Below are 23,228 nucleotides of genomic sequence, written 5' to 3'. Positions count from 1 at the left end.
CCCTGATGGCGACCGGCAGGTTCATCACCCTTGAAGGCGGGGAGGGGGCGGGCAAGTCCACCCAGATCCGCCTGCTGGCCCAGGCCCTGACGGACCGGGGGCTGGAGGTGGTGACCACCCGCGAGCCCGGCGGTGGTAGCGATGGCGCCGCCGCCATCCGCGGGCTGCTGGTGGCCGGCGACACGCCCTGGCAACGCCTGACCGAGGCGCTGCTGCACAACGCCGCCCGGCACGAGAATGTCGAAGCGCTGGTGCGCCCGGCGCTGGCCCGGGGCGCCTGGGTGCTGTGCGACCGTTACGTCGACAGCACCGTGGCTTACCAAGGCTACGCCATGGGGGTGGACCGGGGCATCCTGGCTGATCTGCACCGCCTGTCCACCGGCAACCTCATGCCCGACCTGACCCTGGTGCTGGACCTGTCGGTCGAGGCCGGTCTGAGCCGCGCCGGTTCCCGGCCGGGGGCGGAAGACCGGTACGAGCGCATGGGCATGGATTTCCATGAACGCCTGCGCCGGGGCTTCCTGGACATCGCCGCCCACGATCCCAGCCGCTGCGCCGTCATCGACGCCACCGGCGACATCGCCACCATCCAGGCCCGGCTGCTGGCGGTGGTGGAACAGCGCCTGGGCCCGCTGGGGAGGGCCGCCTGATGCCGGCAGCCGCCTTCGACCGCGAGAGCGTGCCCGCCCCCATCGCCACGCATGACCTGATGGGCCACGCGGCGGCGGAGCAGACGCTGCTGAAGGCCGCCACCGGCGGGCGGCTGCACCACGCCTGGCTGATCGGCGGACCTCCCGGCATTGGCAAGGCGACCTTGGCCTACCGCTTCGCCCGCTTCTTGCTGTCGGGTGGGGCGGAGCCGCAGGATGACGGCCTGTTCGGCGCCCCGCCGCCGCCCACCAGCCTGTACGTGTCGCCCGAGAACCCCATCGCGCGGCGCGTGGCCGCCGGCGCGCATGGCGACCTGCTGACCATCCAGCGCACCTGGGATGAGAAGCGCAAGCGCTTCAAGCGCGACCTGCCGGTGGAGGAGGTGCGGCGCATCGCCCCCTTCCTGCGGCTGACGGCGGCGGAGGGCGGCTGGCGCATCGTGGTCGTGGACGGCGCCGACCAGATGAACCCCAGCGGCCAGAACGCCATCCTGAAAATCCTGGAGGAGCCGCCGCCCCGCGCCCTGATCCTGCTGGTGGCGGACAATCCCGGCGCGCTGCTGCCCACCATCCGCTCGCGCACCCGCACCCTGATGCTGGAGCCGCTGCCCACCACCACGGTACGCAGCCTGGTGAACCGCATCATGCCGGACCTGGAGATGGGCGACGCCGCCGCCCTGACCACCCTCTCAGACGGCAGCATCGGCCGGGGCTTGGACCTGGCCGCCGCCGGGGGGCTGGATCTTTACCGCGTGCTGCTGGGCGTGCTGGACACCCTGCCGCGCCTGGACCTGGCCACCGCCCATGCCCTGGCCGACCAGGTGGCCCGCGCCGGCCAGGACACGGTGTGGGAGACGACGACAGACCTGCTGCTATGGTGGCTGGCCCGCTTCAACCGCGCGCTGGCCCGGGGCCAGGCGGCGGCGGAGATCGTGGAGGGCGAGGCCGCCCTGATGGAACGTCTGTCCTTCGCGGCGCGCCGGGATCGTGCGCTTGATCGCTGGATGGAGGTATGGGACAACGTCAACCGCCTGTTCGCCAAGGCGGAAGGCGCCAATCTCGATCGCAAGCAGGTGATGTTGAGCGCGCTGCGCACGATCGAGGCGGCGGCGTCCTGAACGCTGAAAAGTGGTCGCGCAGACCTAAATAATAAACCGACAGCCTGTTAGCCGGAGAGTTGCCATGTCCGGGCGCCCGCCCTTCTACATCACCACGCCGATCTACTACGTGAACGACGTGCCGCACATCGGCCACGCCTACACGACGATCGCCTGCGACGTGATGGCCCGCTTCAAGCGCCTGGACGGTTATGACGTCAAGTTCCTGACCGGCACGGACGAGCACGGGCAGAAGGTGGAGAAGTCGGCCGAGAAGGCCGGCATCGACCCGCAGGCCTTCACCGACCGCGTGTCGCAGAACTTCCGCGACCTGACCGGCCTGCTGAACATCTCCAACGACGATTTCATCCGCACGACCGAGCCGCGGCACATCAAGTCCGTGCAGGCGCTGTGGCAGAAGCTGGTGGACAGCGGCGATATCTACCTCGGCTCCTACGCCGGCTGGTACTCCGTCCGTGATGAGGCCTATTACGGCGAGGATGAGCTGCGGACCGAGGCCGACGGCCGCAAGTTCGCGCCCACCGGGGCCGAATGCGAATGGGTGGAGGAGCCCAGCTACTTCTTCCGCCTCAGCGCCTGGACCGACCGCCTGATCGCCTTTTACGAGGCCAACCCGGACTTCATCCTGCCTGCGGGCAAGCGCAACGAGGTCATGAGCTTCGTGAAGGGCGGCCTGAAGGACCTGTCGGTCAGCCGCACCACCTTCGACTGGGGCATTCCGGTCCCGGGCGACGAGAAGCACATCATGTATGTCTGGCTGGACGCCCTGGCCAACTACACCACCGCCATCGGCTATCCCGAGACGGGAGAGGGCACGCCGTATGCCCACTACTGGCCGGCCCTGCATGTGGTGGGCAAGGACATCCTGCGCTTCCACGCCGTCTACTGGCCGGCCTTCCTGATGTCCGCCGGCCTGCAGCCGCCCCGCCGCGTCTTCGCCCATGGCTGGTGGACCGTGGAGGGTGAGAAGATGTCCAAGTCGCTGGGCAACGTGGTGGCTCCGGCCGAGCTGCTGGAAAAGTACGGCTTGGACCAGACCCGCTATTTCCTGATGCGCGAGATCCCCTTCGGCAACGACGGCGACTTCTCCCGCCGCGCCATGGTCACCCGCATCAACAGCGAACTGGCCAACGGCTACGGCAACCTGGCGCAACGCTTCCTGTCTATCATCCAGAAGAACTGCGGCGCCGTGGTGCCCACGCCCGGTGAATTCACCGAGGCCGACAACGCCCTGCTGACCGCCGCGGGCGGCCTGCTGCCCACCATGCGAGCGGAGCTGGACGTGCAGGCCTTCCACAAGGCGCTGGACGCCCTGTGGGTGGTGGTGGGCGACGCCAACCGTTACATCGACGAGCAGGCCCCCTGGGCCCTGAAGAAGACGGATCCGGCGCGCATGGCCACGGTGCTGTACGTGCTGGCGGAGGCTGTGCGCCACGTCGCCATCCTGACCCAGCCCTTCATGCCCGGCTCCATGGCCAAGGTGCTGGACCTGCTGGCCGTGCCGGCGGACGCCCGCGACTTCGCCCACCTGGACCAGGCGCTGGTGCCCGGCACGCCCCTGCCGGCCCCACAGGGCGTATTCCCCCGCCATGTCGAGGAAGCGGAGGGGGCCGCCTGATGCCGGACGGTCTCAACCTCAAGCCCTTCCTGATCGACAGCCACTGTCACCTGGACTTCCCCGACTTCGCCGAACAGCGCGACGCGGTGGTGGAACGGGCGCGGGCGGCGGGGGTCGGCGCCATGCTGACCATCTGCACCCACCTCAGCCGCTTCGCCCAGGTGCATGCCGTGGCGCAGGCCTATCCCGACGTCTGGTGCACCGTGGGTGTCCATCCCCACCAGGCGCTGGAGGAGCAGGAGCTCTGTTCCGTCGACAAGCTGCGTGAGCTGGCCACCCTGCCGAAGGTGGTGGGCCTGGGCGAGACCGGCCTGGACTATTACTACAACAAGAGCCCACAGGCGGTGCAGGAGTCCAGCTTCCGTGCGCACCTGACCGTGGCGCGCGAAACCGGCCTGCCGGTCGTCATCCACACCCGCGACGCGGATGAGGACATGATCCGCATCCTGCGGGAGGAGGGTGGGGCCGCGGGCAAGCTGCGCGGCCTGCTGCACTGCTTCAGCTCCTCTCCCGAGCTGGGACGCCAGGCGCTGGAGATGGGCCTGCATATCTCCTTCAGCGGCATCGTGACCTTCAAGAAGTCGGACGAACTGCGCGACTTCGCCAAGGAAGTGCCGCTGGACCGCATGCTGGTGGAAACCGACGCGCCCTTCCTGGCGCCGGTGCCCATGCGCGGCAAGACCAATGAGCCGTCCTTCGTGGCCCACACCGCCCGCCTGCTGGCGGAGGTGAAGGGCATGGATCCGGCGGACTTGGCCCGGGCCACCACCGCCACCATGCTGACGCTGTTCAACCGCATCCCCCCGCCGAGTGCGGCACCCTCGTCGCGGGGTTCCCGGCGTGAGGGACGGCATGCGCGTCCGGATCCTGGGCTGCGGCGGGTCCGGCGGCGTGCCGATGATTGGCAACATCTGGGGTGACTGCGACCCCGATGAGCCGCGCAACCGCCGCCGCCGCGCCTCCATCCTGGTGGAGACGGACAGCACCAGCGTGCTGATCGATACCGGGCCGGAGATGCGGGAGCAGTTGCTGGACGCGCAGGTCACCCGCGTTGACGCCGTGGTCTACACCCACGCGCACGCCGACCACGCCCACGGCATCGACGACCTGCGCCAAGTCAACTGGATGAACCACAAGCCGCTGCCCGTCTATGCGGACACGGTGACCCTGGGCCAATTACAGGAAAAGTTCGATTATTGCTTCAAGCCACAGGACCGGCCGGACTGGTTTCCGCGACCCTGCCTGGTGGCCCACACCATCACCGGCCCCTTCAGCATCGGCGACCTGCATTTCATTCCCTTCCACCAGGACCATGGCCGCTTTCCCAGCATGGGATTCCGCATCGGCGACTTCGCCTATTCCACGGACGTCGTGCACCTGGATGAGAAGGCCTGGGCCGTGCTGGAGGGCGTGGACACCTGGATGGTGGATGCCACGCGTATCGAACCTCACCCGGTGCATGCCCACCTGGATCTGGCGCTCAGCTGGATCGAGCGGCTGAAACCCCGTCGCGCCTACCTCACCCACATGAACCACCAGATGGACTACCGCACCCTGATGGCGACCCTGCCCCAGGGGGTGCAGCCGGCCTATGACGGCCTGGTGCTGGAGATGGCGTGACCGTTCCGACACCAAGCCGCCACGAAGCCCCTGTTCAGTAAGATACCTGGGCGCGGAAGCCCACGGCTTGATACCGCAGGCCGGTCTGGTTTTGCAGCGTGGCGCCGCTGAGCTTGCTGACATCCACGATCTGATAGTCGGCCATGAACTTCAGGTGCTCGTTGGGGTACCAGTTCATGCCCAGCTGGATCACGTCCTGCTGGCCGCCGGCTGCACCGCCGGTCACCGATTGGGCCAGGAAGCGCTGCACATGGCTGTTCAGGTTGATGTCGCTGTAGCGGCCAACCAGTTCGAAGGCGCCCCAATCGCCCGTTTCCGGATTGAACGGATGCGCCGGCTTCAGGCCGCCGAAGCCGCCGCGCGCGTTCTGATACAAACGCGACTCACCGCTGATGATCCACGACGCGTCCACATAGGCGCCGGTAAAGGTCAAGTCGGGCGTCAGGCGGGAGCCGCCGAGGCCGGCACCGGCCTGGTGCTGCCGGTTCACGCTGATCTCCACATACTCACCCTGGATCAGGAAATTCTGATAGCGCAGGCCGATTTCCGGATTCCAGGTGTAGACCCCCGTGGCCGGCAGCGAGCCCGTGTTGATCAGCTTGGTGGTGTCCACGCGCAGTTCCGGCTGCACCGACAGGGCGATGTTCTGCGCCAGGCGGTTGCTGTCGTTCTGGTTCATGCTGAACACCTTGGACCCGCTGAAGCCCAGGTGGACGTCGTAGTCCTCACCGTACGCGGGCCGGCCGGCCACGCGCACCACGGCGCCGGTCTGCTGGCCGTTGGACGGCTGGGTGGTGGAGATGGCGGTGGTGACCGATCCGGTGGTTCCAACGGAGGACGCCGCGGTTGTCGTGGATTGGCCGCCGTAAGCCTGGCCCGTCAGGAAGCCTGAAACGAAGAAGCGGTCCTGGAAATAGCGGGCGCCCACGGCGGCGCGCGCGTCGCCGGCGGCGATGTTGCGCTCCACGTCCATGATGGCCGGGCGCTCCATGAACATGAAGTCGTTGGAACTGGGGGCATCCTGCAGGCTGATGTTGGGCTGCAGGTAACCCAGCGCCGCCGTGAAGCCCTTGAACGGCGTGTAGGCCAAGTTGGCCTCGTACAGGTATTGGCTGTTCTGCCGGCCGTCCGGCGACCCGCCGAAGTCCGGCGTCACCGTGGCGGTGACATCGCCGTAGCGGAAGACGAAGGGGATGCGGATGCGCCGGGCGTTGACGCCGTCGCCTAGATCGATACCCGAGCGCTTCACGCTGGCGTTGTCCTCGAAATAGGCGGCCGCGTCGAACTGCGCCTGCAGGCCGATCTGCAACGTGCCCTTGCCGCCAAAAGCGGTGAAGGTGGGGCGGCCGCCAGCCATGGTGAAGCTGCCGTTGTCGCCGCCGCTGGCTTCCAGCTTGGCGATGGTCTTGGCCTGGGTGGCCGCCTGCGCCGCCACCTGCTCCGCCTGTGCCTTGGTCGCGGCCTGGGCTTGGGCGGTGGCGGCCTCGCGGGCCTCCAGCGCGTCCAGGCGGGCCTGGATGGCCTCGCTGACCTTCATCTGGGCCTGCAACTCGGCACGCAGGCGCTGCACTTCCTGGGTGGCGCTCTCGGCGGCATGGGCCGGCAGACCGGCCATCAGGCCGCAGGCGGCCGTGAACAGGAGCACGCCGGTTCGCCCGCACGGGGACGTCCGCGTTTGCTTCGACATTTTAAGGAACCCTTCATCTGTATTCGATCGCACATGATCGGGATGCAGGGTCAATTCTAGGCGCTATATTTATATCTTTATTGCGTCACGCCGATAATATTTCGTGATCGGCTGATAATTAAATCTTAATATCGGGTGTAGTTATACGTCGCGCATATCGGAATACTCTGTTTCCGATATGGATCAAGGCCCGTCAGCCTGGCAGACTCCAATCACCCGGCTTGTCCACGGCAACCGGTATGCACGGCGCGCGGTGCTGGGCAAAAATGCCAGCATTGCGAGTGTGCGTTGTGTCACACCGCCGTCATGGTAAAATCCCTGCCATCGACAAACGGTTCGGGTGCCCAAGAATGCGGCGTTCCGGTTCCTGTCCCTCCCGCCAGCGGCCCGTCCGCGCCGCGACCGGCTCTCGTGTCTAAGGCTTCATCGATATCGGCATGAGCCAGCGCCGCCCCTGACACCGGCGGCCTCCTGACACATCCCCCAATTCCCCCCATTCCGCCTGCCGGGCGCCCTATGTCTGGGCGTCGGCAACGGCGGTACTGCGCCCTGATTCCGTCACGGATCCGGATCGGGCGCCCACATCATGGTCCGTTGAACGAGGCTTCCATGCTGGAGTTCCCTTCCTGGGCGCTCACCACGCTTTATCTGGCGGGCGGCGTCCTGGGCGTGCTCATCCTGGCGTTTGTCACCGGTGCCGTCGTCTACATCCGCAACGATGCCGTGGGCATCGTCGAGAAGCTCTGGGCCCTGGGCGGCTCGGTTGAAGAGGGCTTCCTGGCGCTGGCGGGCGAGGCCGGCTTCCGGCCGGAAACGTTGCGCGGCGGATTTCATTTCTTCATGCCGCTGCAATACCGCGTGCACCGCGCCAACCTGGTGACGGTACCCCAGGGCAGCCTGGCCTATATCTTCGCCCGCGGCGGCCAGGCCCTGCCCAACGCCCAGGCGCTGGCCCGCTGGCCGGTCGGCGTGGGGGTGGAGAACGCCCGCGCCTTCGTGAGCCAAGGCGGCCAGCGTGGCCCCCAGCGCCGCATCCTGCGGGAGGGCGTCTACGCCATCAACACGGCGCAGTTCATCGTCTTCACGGAATCGGCCACCCACGCCGTGGTGCTGGGCGATGCCAGCGACGCGCGCGCCGTGGAGACCATGCGCGAGATGATCGAGGAGCGTAACGGCTTCCGTCCCCTGATCATCCGCGACCATGAGGACGCGGTGGGCGTGGTCACCGTCCACGACGGCCCCGCCCTGGACCATGGCGAGATCATCGCCCCCACGGTGGGCACCCACGCCGCCGACGGCGCCACCTTCCACAATTCCTTCCAGGATCCGGAGACCTTCCTGGCCGCCGGCGGCCGCCGGGGCCGGCAGGAACAGGTTCTGGTGGAGGGCACCTACTACATCAACCGCCTGTTCGCCACCATCGAGGTGCGGCCCAAGACCCAGGTGGAGATCGGCAACGTCGGCGTGGTGGTCAGCTTCACCGGTCCGCGCGGCACCGACGTGTCGGGCACGGATCATAAGCATGGCGAGTTGGTGCAGCAGGGCCAGCGCGGCGTCTGGCAAACGGCCCTGCACCCGGGCAAGTACGCCATCAACCCCTATGCCGTGAAGGTCAGCACGGTGCCCACCACCAACTTCGTCCTGCGCTGGATCGAGGGGCGCAGCGAGGCCCACGGCTTCGACGACAATTTGGCGGAGATCAAGCTGATCACCAAGGACGCGTTCGAGCCGGTGCTGCCCCTGTCCATCGTCGTGCACATCGGTTACGACGACGCCCCCTGGGTGGTGCAGCAGTTCGCGGACATCAAGAAGCTAGTGGAGCAGACCCTGGACCCCATGGTCAGCGCCTGGTTCAAGGACGCCGCGCAAAGCCGCACCCTGATCGAGCTGGTGAACCAGCGGGCCGAGGTGCAGCGCGAGGCCCTGGCCGCCATGACCGGGCGCTTCGCCAAGTACCGCCTGAACGTGAAGGAGGTCATGATCGGCACGCCGCGCGCGGCCAAGGGCGACACCCACATCGACACCATCTTTGAACAGCTGCGCGCCCGCCAGGTCGCCCGGGAGAAGGTGGAAACCTATGAAAGCCAGCAGGTGGCGGCCGCCAAGGAACTGGAACTGCGCGCGGCCGAAGCCCGGGCGGCGGCGCAGGGCGACCTGACCAAGTCGTCGGTGTCCATCGAGGTGGCGCAGAACCACGGCCGCGCCGAGCTGGCCCGCAAGACTCAGGAGGCGGAGGCGACCAAGGTGATGGCCGAGGCGACCGCCATGCGCACCCGCACCGAGGGCCGCGCCGAGGCCGACCGCGTGGCCGCCATCGGCGACGCCAACGCCCAGGCGGCCAAGGCCCAGGTCGATGCCTTCGGTGGCGCGGAGATGGCCTTGTCCAAGGAAGTGGCCGCCATGCTGAGCGGTGCCATCACCCAGGCTAAGGTGCCGCTGGTGCCCACCGTGGCCATGGGCGGCGGCGAGGCCGGTCACGGCACCTTGGTGGACGCCCTGATCAGCCTGCTGATGGCCCAGGGCGGACTGGATCAGCTGGTGAAACAGCGCGGCAAGCAGCCGGAGACGGCGGCGTAAGGTCCAATGGGCTCAGGAAGGCCGGGTCGGAAACGATCCGGCCTTTTTATTCATCTGTCGCGAGGCCAATCGCACCAGGGCGCCACGCGGCCACAATCATTTGACCATCAACAATATAGGCAAAATGCCGACGGCCAGGAGGAGGATGGCTTGCAAAGGGTGGTGGCTCGCTAGGATGAACGCGCCACAAATATACGCGAAGGAGAGAGCGCAGAGGGCCATGTCACACATCATGGCGCGCACGGGTGGGAAGGGAGCCATGGCCTCAAGACCACATGGATGACGCCTCCCTTCATAACGTAATCGACGTTGTCGGGCGACTAGGTTACGCAGCCAATGGTCGGGGAGGGTGGCCGCCCTCACCGGGGTGACTGTCTCGGAAATGACTTCGAACCCGGGTATGGTCCGGTCCATCCTTGATGGTCCCGAGAAAACAGGGTCTTAGATGCGCCACTTCCGCCCCCTTCGCCGCTGCCTGTGCCTGACGGCCGCCTTCTTCTTCGCCGCCCAGCCGGTGGCGTGGGCGTGGAGCGGCCACGCCCTGTGCACCTGGGATGCGGTGGGGACGATGCCGCAGGTGGCCGGCCACAGCGTGCCGGCCGAGGCACTGACCACCTTCCTGGCCATGGAGGCGGCGGCCCTGCCCAAGGTGCTGGACGAGGAGGAGCAATGGGCGCGGGCCAATGTGCCCTTCTATGCCCCCCGACCGGATGCCCTGGCATTCAAGGCGGCGGACGGGGCGGAGCCGGCGGCGCTGAAACAGGCCTTCGTCCATGCCATCCGCGTTAACGAGGACGTGCCCTTCGCACTCTACCTACAGCGCCAGCCCGGCACGGTCGCGGCGGCGGGCCGGGAGATGACGTGGTCGGCGCTCAGCATCCTGAAGGACGCTGGCGACATCGACCAGAAGCGGATAGAGCGGGTGGAGGAGGGAGAGGCGCTGAGCGTGGCGGACGTGATCGCCACCGCCACTGATGAACCCGATTTCGGACTGGATATCGGCTTGTTCCAGGACAATGGCCAGAAGCAGGGGGCGCTCTACAATTTCGGTCCACAGCCCTTCGGCAATCCGCTGCTGGACTATGGCAGCCAGGCGCCCTTCCATATGGGCTTCTATCACGAGGCCGGCATCCTCTATAAGGCCGCCCCCTTCCTTCAGCACACCTACCCTGAGGCGCGGGTCCATTTGTACATGACCCTGTCGCGCTTCGCCTTCGCCCAGGGCCACCCCTATTGGGGCTGGCGCTTCGCCGGATGGGCCGCCCACTATGTCCAGGACATGGCGCAGCCCTACCACGCCCGCGTCCTGCCGGGGGTCGGAACGGTTTCCATGCTATGGACCAGCGTGCTGGACAAGGTGGGGGTGCATGGGCCCAGGATCGCGGCCCTGAACCGCGTCACCAACCGCCACACGGCGCTGGAAAATTACCAGAAGAACCGCATGACCGCCGCCTTGGCCCAGGGCGACAAGGACGACCCGCTGGTGGCCGCCCTGCGCGACACCAGCGGCGACGCGACCGTGCAGCGGCTGCAACCCACCACCCTGCGCGATGTCAGCAGCGTGCAGTCGGTGGCCGCGGCCGACGCGCTGGACGCCCAGGTGGAGCGCAGCTTCCCCGCCCGCTACGTCTCGGATGCCGCCACCAACCTGGATGGCAAGGACGCCGACCTCTACGCGCTGTCCCGCCAGGCCACGGCGGCGGAGCAGGCCAAGCTGGCCGGCCTGGTGGCCGACCGCATGCGCCAGGTGGGGCGCGATACGCGGGCGGTCATCCGCGCGGTGGCGCCGGACGGGACCGAAGCCGCCCAGCGCTGAGGGGGTCGCCTGCGCTTGGTTCCCGCACGGCGGCCTTGGCCGTCAGACGCGGCCGTAACTGTCTTCCAGGCGAACGATGTCATCCTCCCCCAGGTAGGGGCCGGACTGGACCTCGATCAGGTTCAGCGGGATCTTGCCCGCGTTTTCCAGCCGGTGGGTGCTGCCCAGCGGCAGGTAGATGGACTCGTTTTCCCTCACGATGTGGGTTTCGCCGTCGCGGGTGACGGTGGCGGTGCCGTTCACCACCACCCAGTGCTCCGCCCGGTGGAAATGCTTCTGCAAGGAGAGCTTGTGCCCCGGCTTCACCGTCAGGCGTTTCACCTGGAAACGCTCCCCCTCATGCAGGGTCTGGTAATAGCCCCAGGGACGGTAGACACGGGGACGGGCCAGCGCCTCGCGCCGGTTGCCCTTCTTCAGGGTGGCGACAATGCCCTTCAGGCCATCCATGCGGTCCTTGTTGGCGACCAGCACGGCGTCCGGCGTCGTGACGACGATGACGTTGTCCATGCCCAGCACGGTGGTCAGGATGCCGTCGGTGCGGACATAACTGCCCGTGGTATCCTCCAGCACCACGTCGCCGTGCAGGAAATTGCCCTTGTCGTCCACGGGCAGCACATCCAGCAGGGATTTCCAGGAGCCGACATCGCTCCACCCGATGCTGCAGGGCACCACCGCGGCATGGGCCGTGCGGGCGAACAGGGCGTCGTCGATGGATATGGAGGGCGCCTTGGCGAAGGTGTCGGCGTCCAGGCGCTGGAAGTCCAGGTCACCGGCGCGCCGCTCCACCGCCTCGCGCACCGCCTCGATCAGCTTGGGCTCGAACCGGCCCAGTTCCTCCACCAGGCGGTCGGCGCGGAACAGGAACATACCGCTGTTCCAAAGGTGCTGGCCGCCCGCGAGGTAGTCCTCAGCCGTGGCGCGATCCGGCTTTTCCACGAACTCCGCGACCCGGAAGCCACCGGCGCACCCCGCCAATCCGTCCCCCTTGCGGATGTAGCCATAGCCCGTCTCCGCCCGCGTCGCCTCGATGCCGAAGGTGACGAAGGCGCCATCGACCGCCGCCGGGATGGCGATATCCAGCGCCGCGCGCCAGGCGGCCTCATCCACGATGGAATGGTCGGCCGGCAGGACCAGCATCAGCCGGTCGGGCCGCGTGGTGGCCGCGACCAAGGCGGCGGCGGCGATGGCCGGCGCCGTGTTGCGGGCCAGCGGTTCCAGGAACAGGCTGTCCAGTTGCAGGTCGATGGCGCGCGCCTGCTCCGCCACCACGAAGCGGTGCTCATGGCTGGCGATGATCATGGCCGGCCCCAAGCCCGCCTGATGGCAGCGGTGCAGGGTCTGCTGCAACAGCGACATCTCGCCCGTCAGGGGCAGGAACTGCTTGGGGTAGAGCTCGCGCGACAACGGCCACAGCCGCGTGCCGGAGCCACCCGACAGGATCAGCGGAAGTATCTGCGCCTTGTCCATGACGTCCCCTGGCCAAATTCCGCCACCCGGTACCATTCGCACCCCGGATGCGAATAATTACATTTTGGTGGCGGTGCGTGATTTACGGCGTATGGTCGCGACCCGATTGATTTTTAATCAAACTGAAGCCTGACAATGATCTATTTCGAGGATCATATTTTCCAACGGCCAAAACGTACTTGATTATTGATCCGCTGAAACGGGAGTTGGGCATGGCCAACAACATAGGCGGTTCCAGCGGGATTCAAGCCTCGGTCCAGCAGCGTCTCTCCAGGATATCACGGCGGAATTCCTCAACCACCTTGCCTATGCGTATTGATGAGATCGCGCACGCGGCGGCGGCATTCCGGAACCGCCCGGCACCGTTCCGGTTTCCTGAATGATAGCCGCACAATTATGGGCCTGCCGCCCGGTTCGCGTCGGCGCTATCTACCATCCGACGGCCGGCACCAAAACGCTGGCCAGGATCACAGGAGACGGACCATGGGTTTGCTGGTTGAGGGTGAATGGCGCGACGTCTGGTATGAGACCAAGTCGACGGGCGGCCGCTTCGTGCGCAAGGACAGCGCCTTCCGCAACTGGGTCACGGCCGACGGATCCGCCGGGCCCAACGGGGACGGGGGCTTCAAGGCGGAAGCCGGCCGCTACCACCTGTACGTCAGCCTCGCCTGTCCCTGGGCCCATCGCACCCTGATCATGCGCGCGCTGAAGGGGCTGGAAGGCGCCATCAGCGTCTCCGTCGTGCATTGGCGCATGCTGGAGGAGGGGTGGACCTTTGCCGAGGGGCCGGGCACGGTGCCCGATACGGTGAACAACGCCCGCGTGTTGTACCAGGTCTACCAGGCGGCCGATCCGCGCTACAGCGGCCGGGTCACGGTGCCGGTGCTGTGGGACAAGCAGCGGCGGACCATCGTGAACAACGAGTTCCTCTGAGATCATCCGCATGTTCAACGGCGCGTTCGACGGCGTGGGCGCCAAGCCGGGCGATTATTATCCCCAGGCGCTGCGGCCGGAGATTGACGCGCTGAACGCCCGCATCTACGACACCGTCAACAACGGCGTCTACAAGGCGGGCTTCGCCACCACCCAGGCCGCCTATGAGGAGGCCATCGGCCCCCTGTTCGAGAGCCTGGACTGGCTGGACGATCGCCTGGCCAGCCGTCAATTCCTGACCGGCGACCATGTGACGGAGGCGGACATCCGCCTGTTCACCACCCTGGTGCGCTTCGATCCCGTCTATGTCGGCCACTTCAAGTGCAACATCCGCCGCATCGCCGACTACGCCAACCTTTCCGCCTACCTGCGCGACCTGTACCAGCTGCCGGGCGTGGCCGGGACGGTCAACCTGACGCACATCAAGGGCCACTATTACGAAAGCCACCGTTCCATCAATCCCACCGGCATCGTGCCCGTGGGGCCGGCGTTGGACTATGGCAAGCCGCATAGCCGGGAACGGGTGTCGCCGGGCGATCCACTGCCGGTGTGAGAAAACAAGCCCGACGACATCGGCGGTGCCTTGCGTCCGCGTGCGTCGACAGGATTGCCATCCCCATCGCAGGATAGTGGCAACCCGACCACGCCGCTGGACCCATGCCTGCCATTCCCCACGCCGACCGCACCTTCGCCGCTTTCCTGTTCGACATGGATGGCACCCTGATCGACAGCATCGCCTCCGCCAACCGCGTGTGGTCCCGCTGGGCCCGGCGCCATGGCCTGGATCCGGCACCGGTGCTGGCCACCATGCACGGGGTGCGTGCGGTGGAGACCATCCGCCGCTGGGCGCCGCCTGGCACGGACGTGGAGGCCGAGGCGGCCCAGCTGACACGGGATGAGATCGATGACGTGACGGGCACTGTGGCCATCCCCGGCGCGCCGGCGTTCGTCGCCGCCCTGCCGCCCGCGTGCTGGGCGGTGGTGACCTCGGCCCCCCGCGCCCTGGCCCATGTGCGCCTCATGGCGGCCGGCCTGACCCCGCCGCCGGTGATGATCACCGCCGACGACGTCAGCCGGGGCAAGCCGGCGCCTGATCCCTTCCTGCTGGCCGCCCGCCGGCTGGAGGTGACGCCAGAGGATTGCCTGGTGTGGGAGGACGCGCCCGCCGGCATCGCGGCCGGGGAGGCAGCCGGCGCCGCCGTTGCCGTCATCACCGCCACCCATCACCAGCCCCTGGAAACCCGCCACCCCTTGGTGCCGAATTATGAACGGCTGCGGGCCACGGTACAGGCGGATGGGCGCCTGCGGGTCACCCCGCGCGATTGACTAGGCCCAGAGCCCGGGGCCCTTTTCGATGATCAGATCGGCCAGGGCCGCCGGCGCGCCTTGCAGGTGGCGGCTGCGGCCCAGCACGACGAACTCCACCTCCCCCAAGGGGGGCAGGGCGGCGCGCGCGTCCACCTCCACCAGGTCGGATCCGGGCGCCCGCATCAGCAGGGGTGACTGCGCCATCACGCCCAAGCCCGCCTGCGCCCCCGCCCGCAGGCCCGCCAGCGTCTCGCTGGAGCAGGCGACGAACCAGGTTCGCCGGGCGCCGTTCAGGGCCTCCATCGCCAGGGTGCTGGTGATGGAGGCGTTGGGGTAGAGCACCAGGGGCACGGCTTCGTCCGCAACCAGCGCCAGATCCGGGTGGGCCAGCCAGACCAGCCGCTCGCGATGGATCAGCGTGCCGCGATCATCGCCGGATTGGCGCTTGGCGAACACCAGGTCCAGCCGGCCGGTGTCCAGCTTCTGGTACAACAGGCTGGTCAGCCCCACCGTCAGTTCCACACTCAGATTCGGGTTGGCGCGGCCCACGTCGCGCAGCAGGTCGGCCAGGCGGGTCAGGGTCAGATCGTCCGACACGCCCAGGCGCACCCGGCCTCGCGGCGCGCTGTCGGCGAAATAGTCGGCCGCCTGGCGGCTGAGCCCCACGATGTCGCGCGCCAGTTCCGCCAGCACCGCGCCGTCGGCCGTCAGCACCACGGTGTGGGTGTCGCGCTCGAACAACTGGCGGCCGCAGGCGGCTTCCAGCCGGCGGATGTGCTGGCTGACGGTGGACTGGCTGATGCCCAGGGTCGTGCCCGCCACCGTGAAGTGGCGCGCGTCGGCGACGGCCAGGAAGGTCCGTAGTTGATTGAGATCGAACACCGTCATTGCATCCAATAATAACTGTTATTTCTGCCCATCTTCCGATGCCTCAGCCATATTGGCTGTGCCGGGACCAAGTCATTGGGTTTAATGGTGGGTCACCCGGCGACAAATCGTCCCAGAAGAGCACAGCAGCCCCAGACGGTTTTGGAAATCATCCTCTCGTATGAGGGGAGGGGACAGCCGTGCCTTGCCCGAGGTACCCGTCATGACCGACTTCACCAGGCGCAATATCATCGCGGCCGGCGCCGTGGCGGCGGCGGCCGCCGCCGCGAACTCCGCCGGCGCCGCCACCTTCGGCAATCCCGATCGGCCGGCCCAGGGCCGCGTCAACCTGTCCAACCCCATCGCCGGGCAGGAGCCGGGGCCGCAAAACCCGGGGCTGGCCAGCCAGTTCCCGTCCTTCCAGGACCCGCCCGCCACCGACGTGGCCGGCATGGACCTGTTCTGGGCCTCGTTCAACAACGCCCACAAGCGCATCCAGGACGGTGGCTGGGCGCGCGAGGTGACCCAGGCCGACTTCGCGATCTCCGAGGCGGTGTCCGGCGTGAACATGCGCCTGGGGCCGGGGGGTGTGCGTGAGCTGCACTGGCACCAGCAGGCGGAGTGGGCGGTGATGACCGACGGCAAGTGCCGTATCACCGTCATCGACGCCGACGGCCGCCCGGCCGTGCGCGACGTGAAGGAAGGCGACCTCTGGTACTTCCCGCCGGGCCTGCCGCACTCCCTGCAGGGCATCGGCACCAGCGGGGCCGAGTTCACCCTGGTGTTCGACAACGGCCGCGCGTCGGAGTTCAACACCCTGCTGCTGACGGAATGGATGGCCCACACCCCGCCCGAGGTGCTGGCCGATAATTTCGGCCTGCCGCAAAGCGCCTTCAAGAACATCCCCGTGGACGACCTGTGGATCTACCAGGCCAAGGACCCCATCCCGCCGCTGGAGGAGGTGCAGAGGGCCGTGCGCTCGCCGGATGGGGAGCCGGAGTATGAGTTCACCTTCTCCATGGGCACGATGAAGCCCACCCGCGTCACCAAGGGCGGCTCGGTCAAGGTGGTGGACAGCCGCAACTTCCCGGTCAGCAAGACCATCGCCGCCGCCCTGGTCACCATCAAGCCAGGCGGCTTGCGGGAACTGCACTGGCACCCCAACGCCGACGAGTGGCAGTACTATCTGAAGGGGCAGGGCCGCATGACCGTGTTCAACACCGGCCCCCGCGCCCAGACGGCCGACTTCCGCCCCGGCGACCTGGGCTACGTCAAGAAGAGCTTCGGCCATTATGTCCAGAACACCGGCACCGAAGACCTGGTGTTCCTGGAGATTTTCAAGGCCGACCGTTTCCAGGAGGTCTCGCTGGCCCAGTGGCTGGCCTGCACCCCGCCGGAACTGGTGGCCCAGCACACCAACATGGATCCCAACCTGATCCGGCAGTTCAACAAGGCCCGCTGGGACGTCCTCCCGGCCTGAGCGCGACCTTGGCCCTCCCACAAACTTCCCGCCGGCCGCCCTCTGATCCCTGGCGGCTGGCGGTCTTTTGGGATGCTCCACCATGCGCAGCGTATTGCCCGCCTGGCGGCAAATCCTGTTGTTCCAGTCGCCCCGCCGAATGGCCTCCTACGGTGCCGGCACACTGGGTGGTGTCGCGGCCGGCTTCTTCCTGTTCGTCGGGCTGCCGCGCCTTATGGGCCACGGCACCATCCCGTCCGACATCCTGGCCGGAACGCTGGCCTTCGCCATCGCCATTTCCCTGCGCGTCCCCTACGAGGTTCAGCCGGTGCGATGGCGGCTCAGCAGCGGCTATCCCGGCCTGGTCGCGGATCGCGCCGCGGTACTTCTGGCGCGCATCGATTATCTGCCGGCGGAGCGATCGGGCGAACGGACCCTCTATCGCTTGGCACAGGCCCCGTCACTCGCTTGGCTACGCTGGCGGGAATGCGCCGTGGAGGTGCGCGTGCAGGGCGCCGATGTCACCATCACCGGTGCCCGTATCGCCGTCCGCCACCTGTACAAAGCGCTGAAGGGCTTCTGACCAACGGCCCGCGATGGAAGGGATGACAAGGCCCAGCTTCGGCGAGGCAGGGCGTTTCAGCCGTGGTTGTAGCGGGACACGGCCTCGCGCACTCCCAGGGCCTCGGCCATGCGCACCAGGTCGGCCAGGGACTCCGCCTCCATCTTACGCATCAGGTTGCCCCGGTGGATTTTCACCGTGATCTCGCTCAGGGCCAAGCGGCCGGCGATCTGCTTGTTCATCAGCCCGGCGGTGACCAGACCCATCACGTCACGCTCACGCCCGGTAAGGCCGTCATAGCGCGCGCGCAGCAGGGCGCTTTCGTTCCGCTTGGCCCGCCGTTCGCGGTCGCGCGCCACCGCCTCGGCTATGGCACGCAGCATCTCGTCCTCCTCGAAGGGCTTGGGCAGGAAGGTGACGGCACCGGCCTTCATGGCGCGGACCGTCATGGGGATGTCACCATGGCCGCTGATCAGGATGACGGGCAGGTGGCTGTCGCTGCCCAGCAGCTGTTCTTGGAAATCCAGGCCGTTGGCGTCGCCCAACTGGACGTCCAGCACCAGGCAGGCGGCGGCGTCCGCCGCGTCGCAGGCCAGGAAGGCGTCGGGGCTGGCGAAGGTACGGACCGCATAGTCGCAGGATCTGAGGAAGCTTTCGAGGGAACCTCGCACCTCCGCGTCGTCATCGATGACGCAGATCAGGCTTTCCGCCGATGCCGCAACCGTACCCGTCATTGCCCGTCCCCCGCTGTCTGGCGCCAAGCCTGTGCGTCGTGATCGACCGAAGGCCTCCCCGCGCCCCATCCATGGGCCTGCGCGACGCCCAGAGCCATTATATCAAGGTATGGGTCCTGATTTTACCATCCAGCGCCAACCGGAACGGAGGCGCGCGCCAAGGGGTGTATCTAAACGTCATGGTTGCAAAAGGCCGTAGCTTCAGCTATCCATGACGCGAGCATCCGGCTGAGAGGAACAGCAGGTCGACATGCAGTGCCTTCTGCCCCGCTGGCGTCAGGTCCTGATCTTCCAATCCCTCCGGCAGCTCGTTTGCCACAGCGCCGGCACCCTGGCGGGGACCACCGCCGCCCTGCTCGTTTTTTCCGGCTTGCTGCGCCTGTTCGGCCAAGGGCCTCTGCACACCGACGTCATCGCCGGCACCCTGATCGGTGGCCTCGCCGGGTCCCTGCGGGCGCCTTATGAGGTTCTGCCGTTCCAGTGGCGGCTGACAGCGGCCTATCCCGGCATCGTCGCCGCGAAGGCCGCCGACATCCTGGCTGGCATCAAGTACCAGCCCGCCGAACGTACTGGCGGCCGCATCCTCTACCGCCTGGCGACGCCGTGGTACCTGTCTTGGCTGGAATGGCGGGAAAGCGCCGTGGAGGTGCGCGTTGACGGTCCAGACGTCACCATCACCGGCGCCCGCATCGCCGTCCGGCGCCTGCACCAAGCGCTGCAAGATGATGTCGTCATCGTGAGGGGAGGGGAGCCGGATGCTTGATGTCGCAAGAACGACAATAGAGAATACAGTATTTAATATTCTTTCGAAGAACATCGAAATTAATCGCGAACGTTAATCAATATAAATGGCCTTCGCCGTCGGCGCCGCGATCCATTTCGTGGGGGGATTTTCATATGGAAAACCTGAGCGCGCACATCCTGCCCGTATTGCGCATCATGCCCGACGGTCCGTTCCGGGAGCCGCTGCTGCAGGGCTTCTCAAGCCACCCGGCGGCCTTCGCCACCATAGAGAATGGCTTCAAGGTCCTGACCGCGGGCCGACAGGACGCCGAGACCCTGCGGCGGTTCTTCGCCAGTTGGAGCCAGACCAACAACAGCGCCATGACGGTCGCCGGCATCAGCAATCGACTGACCCTGAAGCTGCATCGCGGCGAACCGGTTGTCGACACCCAAGCCTTGCTGCAAAGCCTGGTCGCCCTGCACCGCATCATCGATGAAGATCTGGCGGTGACGCACAAGATCCTGCATTCGACGCTGTTCCACACCATGGCGACCAGCATCGTCGGCGACGACGCTTGGCTGCAGACCCGCTACATCGACCCGGCCGCGGCCGACTTCAAGAAGTGGAAGGACCATATGTCCTTGCGCGAGCCCGACGTCGCGCTGGGCCTGCTGACCACCCTGACGCACGAGATTTACACGCATGGCGAGGTCGAGTTCATCCTGCCGTTGTTCAAGCGCTGGCTGGTCGACCAGTACCACTACACCGACGAAGACACCACCCGCCCGCTACGCTGGATCACGGTGCACTGCGGCGGCACGGAGAAGAATCACTTCTTCCACGCGGTGAATACCCTCACGCATTACGCGCGGGCGGTGAGGGTCGACTGGGCCGATTATGATCTGGAAGGTATCGTCGGCCAGTACACGCAGAGGAAGGCCGCCGTCCTGCGCGCGCTGTTCCCGCATAATGACTGACGCTATCGCTCGGCTTGGCACGCGGTGGCATCACGGCCTCCCAGCTGGCACCACCCAACCGGAAGACTGACACTTCTACTTTGCTCTGGACTGACAGTTTAACTTTGCGCCTACATAGGAAAAACCGATAATATACGTTATGGAAATAGATCGCAGGTCTAACCGTCGGCCGGTACCGGGCTCAGCGCCTTGGCTTGCCGCATGACGACCAAGGTCTTGAACGTGCGAACGTTTTCATCGTTCAGAAGGATGCGCCGGGTCAATTCGTCATAGCCCTCCATGTCACGAGCCACGATGCGCAGGGCGAAGTCGTGATCGCCGGTGACGTACCAGGCCTCCACCACCTCCGGCACGGCGGCGATCTTGCGCATGAACTGGTCGATGATGTGCCCGCCGCCGGCATCAGTGGCGCGGCCGCTGTCGCGCTCCAAAGTCACCAGCACCACCATGGTCAAGGGCCAGCCCAGGGTGCGCGGCCGGACGATGGCGACCTCGCGCTCGATGGCGCCCGTCTCGCGCAGGCGGCGAACACGGCGGTAGCAGGCCGGGCCGGACAAGCCCACCCGTTCGGCCAACACCGGCATGGGCAAGCGGGCATCGCCCTGCAGCTGTTCCAATAGCTTGGCATCGATGGCATCAAGGTCAGGCGATATCATTTATGTCTCATGCACATCTCGTGTGATAAAAATTATCATGGATCGACCATAATTGACACGTTTAGACGGGCCAAACCGCTAAACTGTCGTGGCGCTTGAGGTTCCAGGCGTTCCAGCCCCCTTCATCGATCGCCCCCATGTCCCACGACACCACCCTACCCCGGTCCCTGCCGTGGGCCGCCCGCCTGCTCCCGGTCCTGCCTTTGCTGGCCCTGTTCGCCGCCATGGTGTCGGTCACCACAGGCGCGTCGATCGCCAAGACGCTGTTCCCCATCACGGGTCCCCAGGGCACCACCGCCCTACGGCTGACCACGGCGGCCATCATGCTGACCCTGCTGCTGCGGCCCTGGCGTCTGCGCCTGACGCGGAAAAGCTGGCGGCCGCTGCTGGTTTACGGTGGCGCCATGGGGGTCATGAACTTCCTGTTCTACCAGGCGCTGCAGACCATTCCGGTGGGCATCGCCATCGCGGTGGAGTTCACGGGGCCGCTAGGCCTGGCGCTGCTATCATCCCGCCGCCGGGTCGACTTCCTGTGGATCGGGCTGGCGGTGGCTGGGTTGGCGTTGCTGCTGCCACTGGAGCGGTCGGCGGCGCAACTGGACCCGTACGGTATCGCCTGCGCCCTGGGGGCTGGCGTATTCTGGGCGCTGTACATCGTGGCCGGCAAGAAGGTGGGCGGCGCCCATGGCACCCAGGCGACGGCCGCGGGCACGCTGATCGCCGCCAGCCTGGTGCTGCCCGTCGGCATCGCCCAGACAGGGGCGGCCACCCTGTTCCAGCCCGCCATCCTGGGCAGCGCCGTCATGGTCGGGGCCCTGTCCAGCGCCCTGCCCTACACGCTGGAGATGTTCGCGATGCGCCGCCTGCCGGCCCAGACCTTCAGTACGCTGACGAGCGCGGAACCGGCGGTGGGGGCCCTGATGGCCATGATGCTGCTGGGTGAAGCGCTGTCGCCCCTGCATTGGCTGGCCATCGCCACTATCATGGTGGCCTCCATCGGCGCCACGCTCAGCGCCCGCCGTCCGGCGTCCCCCGTGCTGCCGGAGTAAAGCCGGCGACGGCCACCAAGGCCGCCAGCCGGTCATCCGGCGCGGCCGCCAGCAGCAGCAGGGCGGCGTAGGGTTCCCCCCGCAGCTTCAGCACCTGGGCGAAGGCCGGTTCGGTCTTCAGCCCCGCCAGCCGGGCCGCCATGACGGCGGCGCGCAGGCCCGGTCCCCCCAGGGCCAATAGCCGCGCCTCCACCATGAAGTGCCGCCAGCCCGCCTGCATCTCCACCGGGTCGGGGCTGCCGAAGACTTCAAAGGCCCAGCCATGGGCGCGGAAACGGCCGATGACCGGGCGCGGCGCCTGACGCCACTGATGCAGGGTGAAACCTTCCCATTCCGCGCCCAGGGCCCACAGCGCCTTGGCGAAGGCGGCCGCGTCCCGGGCGTGGCAGAGGATGTCGATATCGCTGGACGGCAGGTCCAGGCCCAGGGGCGGCGTGCCCGCGACCCGGGGACCGAACGCGGCCAGCGCCTCGACAATGCCGGTGCGGGCCAAGGCGTCCCGGTAGGGCGGTTTTGCCGTCCAGCGATTGTGCCACATGGCGCCGCCTCCGTTGGCCTCAGGCCGCCGGCTTGCGGCAGTAGTCGGCCAGGGTGTGGGCGGCACGGATATCGTAGGGACGACTGGGCTTCAGGATGAATTCGCTGGCGCCATAGCGCACCGCGCCATCCGGCGCGCCGGTCTGGGGATGCCAGTCATAGGTGTAGCCCAAGCGCGTCCAGGGCGCGCCGCCTTCGACATAGTTGACGCGCATGTTGCGGGCGAACCAGTCCCAATAGCCTTGCTTTTCCAGGCAAGCGGCCTCGCCGGCGGCACAGCTGGGCCGGGCCACGGTGGCGGAGGCGTCCAGGGTGCAGTGGGCGGCGGTCACGTCCGTATCCGGGCACGGGCGGGCCAGCGCCTCGGGCGCCACCCACATCTCCACCACTTCGGAATAGTCGCGGGACGGGTCCAGGCCCAGATACTGCTTTACCCGCTCGGTCTTGGCGGCCGCGTCGCCGGCGGCACCGCCACAGAATTCCTGCAGTTGCGGCACGGCCGTCACCCACATGGTGCCCCAGCTGTCTGGCGAGGTGCCGCCCGCCTTGCCGGCGTAGTACTTCTCATAGGCTGAAGCGGCCATGATGGAGGCCACCAGCACCTGGCGCCCATGAGGGGCGTCGCGCCAGATCAGCTTGGTGTTGTCGGAGGCGATGCGCACCAAATCCGGCCCCAACAGATCGGGCCGCGCCACCGCCGCCGCGTTCAGGGACCGGGCGAAAAGCTGGGCCGCCGTGGCGGTGGTGATCGAGGCGGGCGCACCGGAGCCGGATGTTCCCTGGCCCGTGGCGGCGCACCCCGCCATCAGCACCAAAGCCGACACACCCATGATGATCGTTGCCCGCATCCCAGCCCCCAGAATTCAAGT

The 23,228-nt window shown here is 67.2% G+C and carries 20 protein-coding genes and 1 pseudogene; 14 read left to right on the top strand and 7 right to left on the bottom strand.

The features are described 5' to 3' along the window. Nucleotides 1–5 precede the first annotated feature (5 nt). From tmk to UAA55_RS17225, 5 genes are all read left to right on the top strand, one after another. The gene (tmk, locus tag UAA55_RS17245) at nt 6–650 is read left to right on the top strand and encodes a dTMP kinase (protein WP_322954230.1); all 645 of its coding nucleotides are present in this window, start codon (nt 6–8) and stop codon (nt 648–650) included. Then, nucleotides 650–1,768: a DNA polymerase III subunit delta' gene (locus UAA55_RS17240; protein ID WP_322954228.1), complete on the top strand. Its 1,119-nt coding sequence runs from the start codon at nt 650–652 to the stop codon at nt 1,766–1,768. Before tmk ends, UAA55_RS17240 begins: the two co-directional genes overlap by 1 nt. A gap of 64 nt (nt 1,769–1,832) precedes the next feature. Continuing rightward, nucleotides 1,833–3,386, top strand: a complete 1,554-nt coding sequence (gene metG / locus UAA55_RS17235) for a methionine--tRNA ligase (RefSeq protein ID WP_322954227.1) — start codon at nt 1,833–1,835, stop codon at nt 3,384–3,386. Further along, the gene (locus tag UAA55_RS17230) at nt 3,386–4,306 is read left to right on the top strand and encodes a TatD family hydrolase (protein WP_322954226.1); all 921 of its coding nucleotides are present in this window, start codon (nt 3,386–3,388) and stop codon (nt 4,304–4,306) included. The genes metG and UAA55_RS17230 overlap by 1 nt, the downstream gene beginning before the upstream one ends. Then, a complete protein-coding gene (locus tag UAA55_RS17225) occupies nt 4,239–5,006 on the top strand; it encodes an MBL fold metallo-hydrolase (RefSeq protein WP_322954225.1) in 768 nt (255 codons plus the stop codon). The genes UAA55_RS17230 and UAA55_RS17225 overlap by 68 nt, the downstream gene beginning before the upstream one ends. Before the next feature lie 34 nt (nt 5,007–5,040). Here UAA55_RS17225 and UAA55_RS17220 read toward each other — a convergent pair whose 3' ends face one another. After that, entirely contained in the window at nt 5,041–6,651 is a 1,611-nt protein-coding gene (locus tag UAA55_RS17220) for an OprO/OprP family phosphate-selective porin (RefSeq protein ID WP_322954224.1), read from the bottom strand. 651 nt (nt 6,652–7,302) lie between these two features. On the opposite strand from UAA55_RS17220, the gene UAA55_RS17215 reads away from it, so the two are divergent. Together UAA55_RS17215 and UAA55_RS17210 are read left to right on the top strand one after the other, a co-directional pair. Continuing rightward, nucleotides 7,303–9,270, top strand: a complete 1,968-nt coding sequence (locus UAA55_RS17215; protein WP_322954222.1) for an SPFH domain-containing protein — start codon at nt 7,303–7,305, stop codon at nt 9,268–9,270. 445 nt (nt 9,271–9,715) lie between these two features. Further along, nucleotides 9,716–11,086 carry a hypothetical protein gene (locus UAA55_RS17210; protein ID WP_322954220.1) on the top strand — a complete coding sequence of 457 codons (1,371 nt, stop codon included), beginning with the start codon at nt 9,716–9,718 and terminating at the stop codon, nt 11,084–11,086. A gap of 42 nt (nt 11,087–11,128) precedes the next feature. Here UAA55_RS17210 and UAA55_RS17205 read toward each other — a convergent pair whose 3' ends face one another. Further along, a complete protein-coding gene (locus tag UAA55_RS17205; RefSeq protein WP_322954219.1) occupies nt 11,129–12,553 on the bottom strand; it encodes a mannose-1-phosphate guanylyltransferase/mannose-6-phosphate isomerase in 1,425 nt (474 codons plus the stop codon). Nucleotides 12,554–13,036: 483 nt separating this feature from the next. On the opposite strand from UAA55_RS17205, the pseudogene UAA55_RS17200 reads away from it, so the two are divergent. Together UAA55_RS17200 and UAA55_RS17195 are read left to right on the top strand one after the other, a co-directional pair. Continuing rightward, nucleotides 13,037–14,039 (top strand): annotated as a pseudogene (locus tag UAA55_RS17200) (glutathione S-transferase family protein). Between the two features lie 104 nt (nt 14,040–14,143). Beyond that, nucleotides 14,144–14,812 (top strand): HAD-IA family hydrolase, encoded by a 669-nt coding sequence (locus UAA55_RS17195; protein ID WP_322954217.1) that lies wholly within the window; start codon nt 14,144–14,146, stop codon nt 14,810–14,812. Here UAA55_RS17195 and UAA55_RS17190 read toward each other — a convergent pair whose 3' ends face one another. After that, nucleotides 14,813–15,676: a LysR family transcriptional regulator gene (locus UAA55_RS17190; protein WP_322954216.1), complete on the bottom strand. Its 864-nt coding sequence runs from the start codon at nt 15,674–15,676 to the stop codon at nt 14,813–14,815. Between the two features lie 208 nt (nt 15,677–15,884). Between UAA55_RS17190 and UAA55_RS17185 the strand changes: the two genes are divergently transcribed. Together UAA55_RS17185 and UAA55_RS17180 are read left to right on the top strand one after the other, a co-directional pair. Continuing rightward, nucleotides 15,885–17,141, top strand: a complete 1,257-nt coding sequence (locus UAA55_RS17185; RefSeq protein WP_322954215.1) for a cupin domain-containing protein — start codon at nt 15,885–15,887, stop codon at nt 17,139–17,141. Between the two features lie 82 nt (nt 17,142–17,223). After that, entirely contained in the window at nt 17,224–17,703 is a 480-nt protein-coding gene (locus tag UAA55_RS17180) for a hypothetical protein (RefSeq protein WP_322954214.1), read from the top strand. Nucleotides 17,704–17,759: 56 nt separating this feature from the next. Here UAA55_RS17180 and UAA55_RS17175 read toward each other — a convergent pair whose 3' ends face one another. Next, on the bottom strand, nt 17,760–18,416 hold the full coding sequence (locus tag UAA55_RS17175; RefSeq protein ID WP_322954212.1) for a response regulator transcription factor: 657 nt from the start codon (nt 18,414–18,416) through the stop codon (nt 17,760–17,762). Nucleotides 18,417–18,666: 250 nt separating this feature from the next. Between UAA55_RS17175 and UAA55_RS17170 the strand changes: the two genes are divergently transcribed. Then, the gene (locus UAA55_RS17170) at nt 18,667–19,179 is read left to right on the top strand and encodes a hypothetical protein (RefSeq protein WP_322954211.1); all 513 of its coding nucleotides are present in this window, start codon (nt 18,667–18,669) and stop codon (nt 19,177–19,179) included. Nucleotides 19,180–19,313: 134 nt separating this feature from the next. Beyond that, nucleotides 19,314–20,117 (top strand): hypothetical protein, encoded by an 804-nt coding sequence (locus UAA55_RS17165; protein WP_322954209.1) that lies wholly within the window; start codon nt 19,314–19,316, stop codon nt 20,115–20,117. Between the two features lie 158 nt (nt 20,118–20,275). Here the strand turns inward: UAA55_RS17165 and UAA55_RS17160 are convergent, their stop codons facing one another. Beyond that, nucleotides 20,276–20,773: an Lrp/AsnC family transcriptional regulator gene (locus tag UAA55_RS17160; protein WP_322954208.1), complete on the bottom strand. Its 498-nt coding sequence runs from the start codon at nt 20,771–20,773 to the stop codon at nt 20,276–20,278. A 137-nt stretch (nt 20,774–20,910) separates the two neighbouring features. Here UAA55_RS17160 and UAA55_RS17155 point away from each other — a divergent pair, with 137 nt between their 5' ends. After that, nucleotides 20,911–21,822 (top strand): EamA family transporter, encoded by a 912-nt coding sequence (locus UAA55_RS17155; RefSeq protein WP_322954206.1) that lies wholly within the window; start codon nt 20,911–20,913, stop codon nt 21,820–21,822. On the opposite strand, the gene UAA55_RS17150 is transcribed toward UAA55_RS17155, so the two are convergent. After that, nucleotides 21,782–22,360: a DUF4269 domain-containing protein gene (locus tag UAA55_RS17150; protein WP_322954204.1), complete on the bottom strand. Its 579-nt coding sequence runs from the start codon at nt 22,358–22,360 to the stop codon at nt 21,782–21,784. The two genes, UAA55_RS17155 and UAA55_RS17150, sit on opposite strands and share 41 nt — an antisense overlap. Nucleotides 22,361–22,379: 19 nt before the next feature. Further along, nucleotides 22,380–23,207: a hypothetical protein gene (locus UAA55_RS17145; protein WP_322954202.1), complete on the bottom strand. Its 828-nt coding sequence runs from the start codon at nt 23,205–23,207 to the stop codon at nt 22,380–22,382. Nucleotides 23,208–23,228: the final 21 nt, after the last annotated feature.

Source organism: Nitrospirillum guanabarense (assembly GCF_034653355.1).
Lineage (GTDB): Bacteria > Pseudomonadota > Alphaproteobacteria > Azospirillales > Azospirillaceae > Nitrospirillum.
This window is presented reverse-complemented; position numbering and strand designations above follow the sequence as displayed.

Coding starts and splice junctions, on each gene's coding strand:
- UAA55_RS17155 (WP_322954206.1), top strand. CDS start 20,911: ATGTCCCACGACACCACCCTACCCCGGTCCCTGCCGTGGGCCGCCCGC.
- UAA55_RS17205 (WP_322954219.1), bottom strand. CDS start 12,553: ATGGACAAGGCGCAGATACTTCCGCTGATCCTGTCGGGTGGCTCCGGC.
- UAA55_RS17180 (WP_322954214.1), top strand. CDS start 17,224: ATGCGCAGCGTATTGCCCGCCTGGCGGCAAATCCTGTTGTTCCAGTCG.
- UAA55_RS17145 (WP_322954202.1), bottom strand. CDS start 23,207: ATGCGGGCAACGATCATCATGGGTGTGTCGGCTTTGGTGCTGATGGCG.
- tmk (WP_322954230.1), top strand. CDS start 6: ATGGCGACCGGCAGGTTCATCACCCTTGAAGGCGGGGAGGGGGCGGGC.
- UAA55_RS17185 (WP_322954215.1), top strand. CDS start 15,885: ATGACCGACTTCACCAGGCGCAATATCATCGCGGCCGGCGCCGTGGCG.
- UAA55_RS17210 (WP_322954220.1), top strand. CDS start 9,716: ATGCGCCACTTCCGCCCCCTTCGCCGCTGCCTGTGCCTGACGGCCGCC.
- UAA55_RS17160 (WP_322954208.1), bottom strand. CDS start 20,773: ATGATATCGCCTGACCTTGATGCCATCGATGCCAAGCTATTGGAACAG.
- UAA55_RS17195 (WP_322954217.1), top strand. CDS start 14,144: ATGCCTGCCATTCCCCACGCCGACCGCACCTTCGCCGCTTTCCTGTTC.
- UAA55_RS17215 (WP_322954222.1), top strand. CDS start 7,303: ATGCTGGAGTTCCCTTCCTGGGCGCTCACCACGCTTTATCTGGCGGGC.
- UAA55_RS17170 (WP_322954211.1), top strand. CDS start 18,667: ATGCAGTGCCTTCTGCCCCGCTGGCGTCAGGTCCTGATCTTCCAATCC.
- UAA55_RS17175 (WP_322954212.1), bottom strand. CDS start 18,416: ATGACGGGTACGGTTGCGGCATCGGCGGAAAGCCTGATCTGCGTCATC.
- UAA55_RS17230 (WP_322954226.1), top strand. CDS start 3,386: ATGCCGGACGGTCTCAACCTCAAGCCCTTCCTGATCGACAGCCACTGT.
- UAA55_RS17225 (WP_322954225.1), top strand. CDS start 4,239: ATGCGCGTCCGGATCCTGGGCTGCGGCGGGTCCGGCGGCGTGCCGATG.
- UAA55_RS17150 (WP_322954204.1), bottom strand. CDS start 22,360: ATGTGGCACAATCGCTGGACGGCAAAACCGCCCTACCGGGACGCCTTG.
- UAA55_RS17240 (WP_322954228.1), top strand. CDS start 650: ATGCCGGCAGCCGCCTTCGACCGCGAGAGCGTGCCCGCCCCCATCGCC.
- UAA55_RS17165 (WP_322954209.1), top strand. CDS start 19,314: ATGGAAAACCTGAGCGCGCACATCCTGCCCGTATTGCGCATCATGCCC.
- metG (WP_322954227.1), top strand. CDS start 1,833: ATGTCCGGGCGCCCGCCCTTCTACATCACCACGCCGATCTACTACGTG.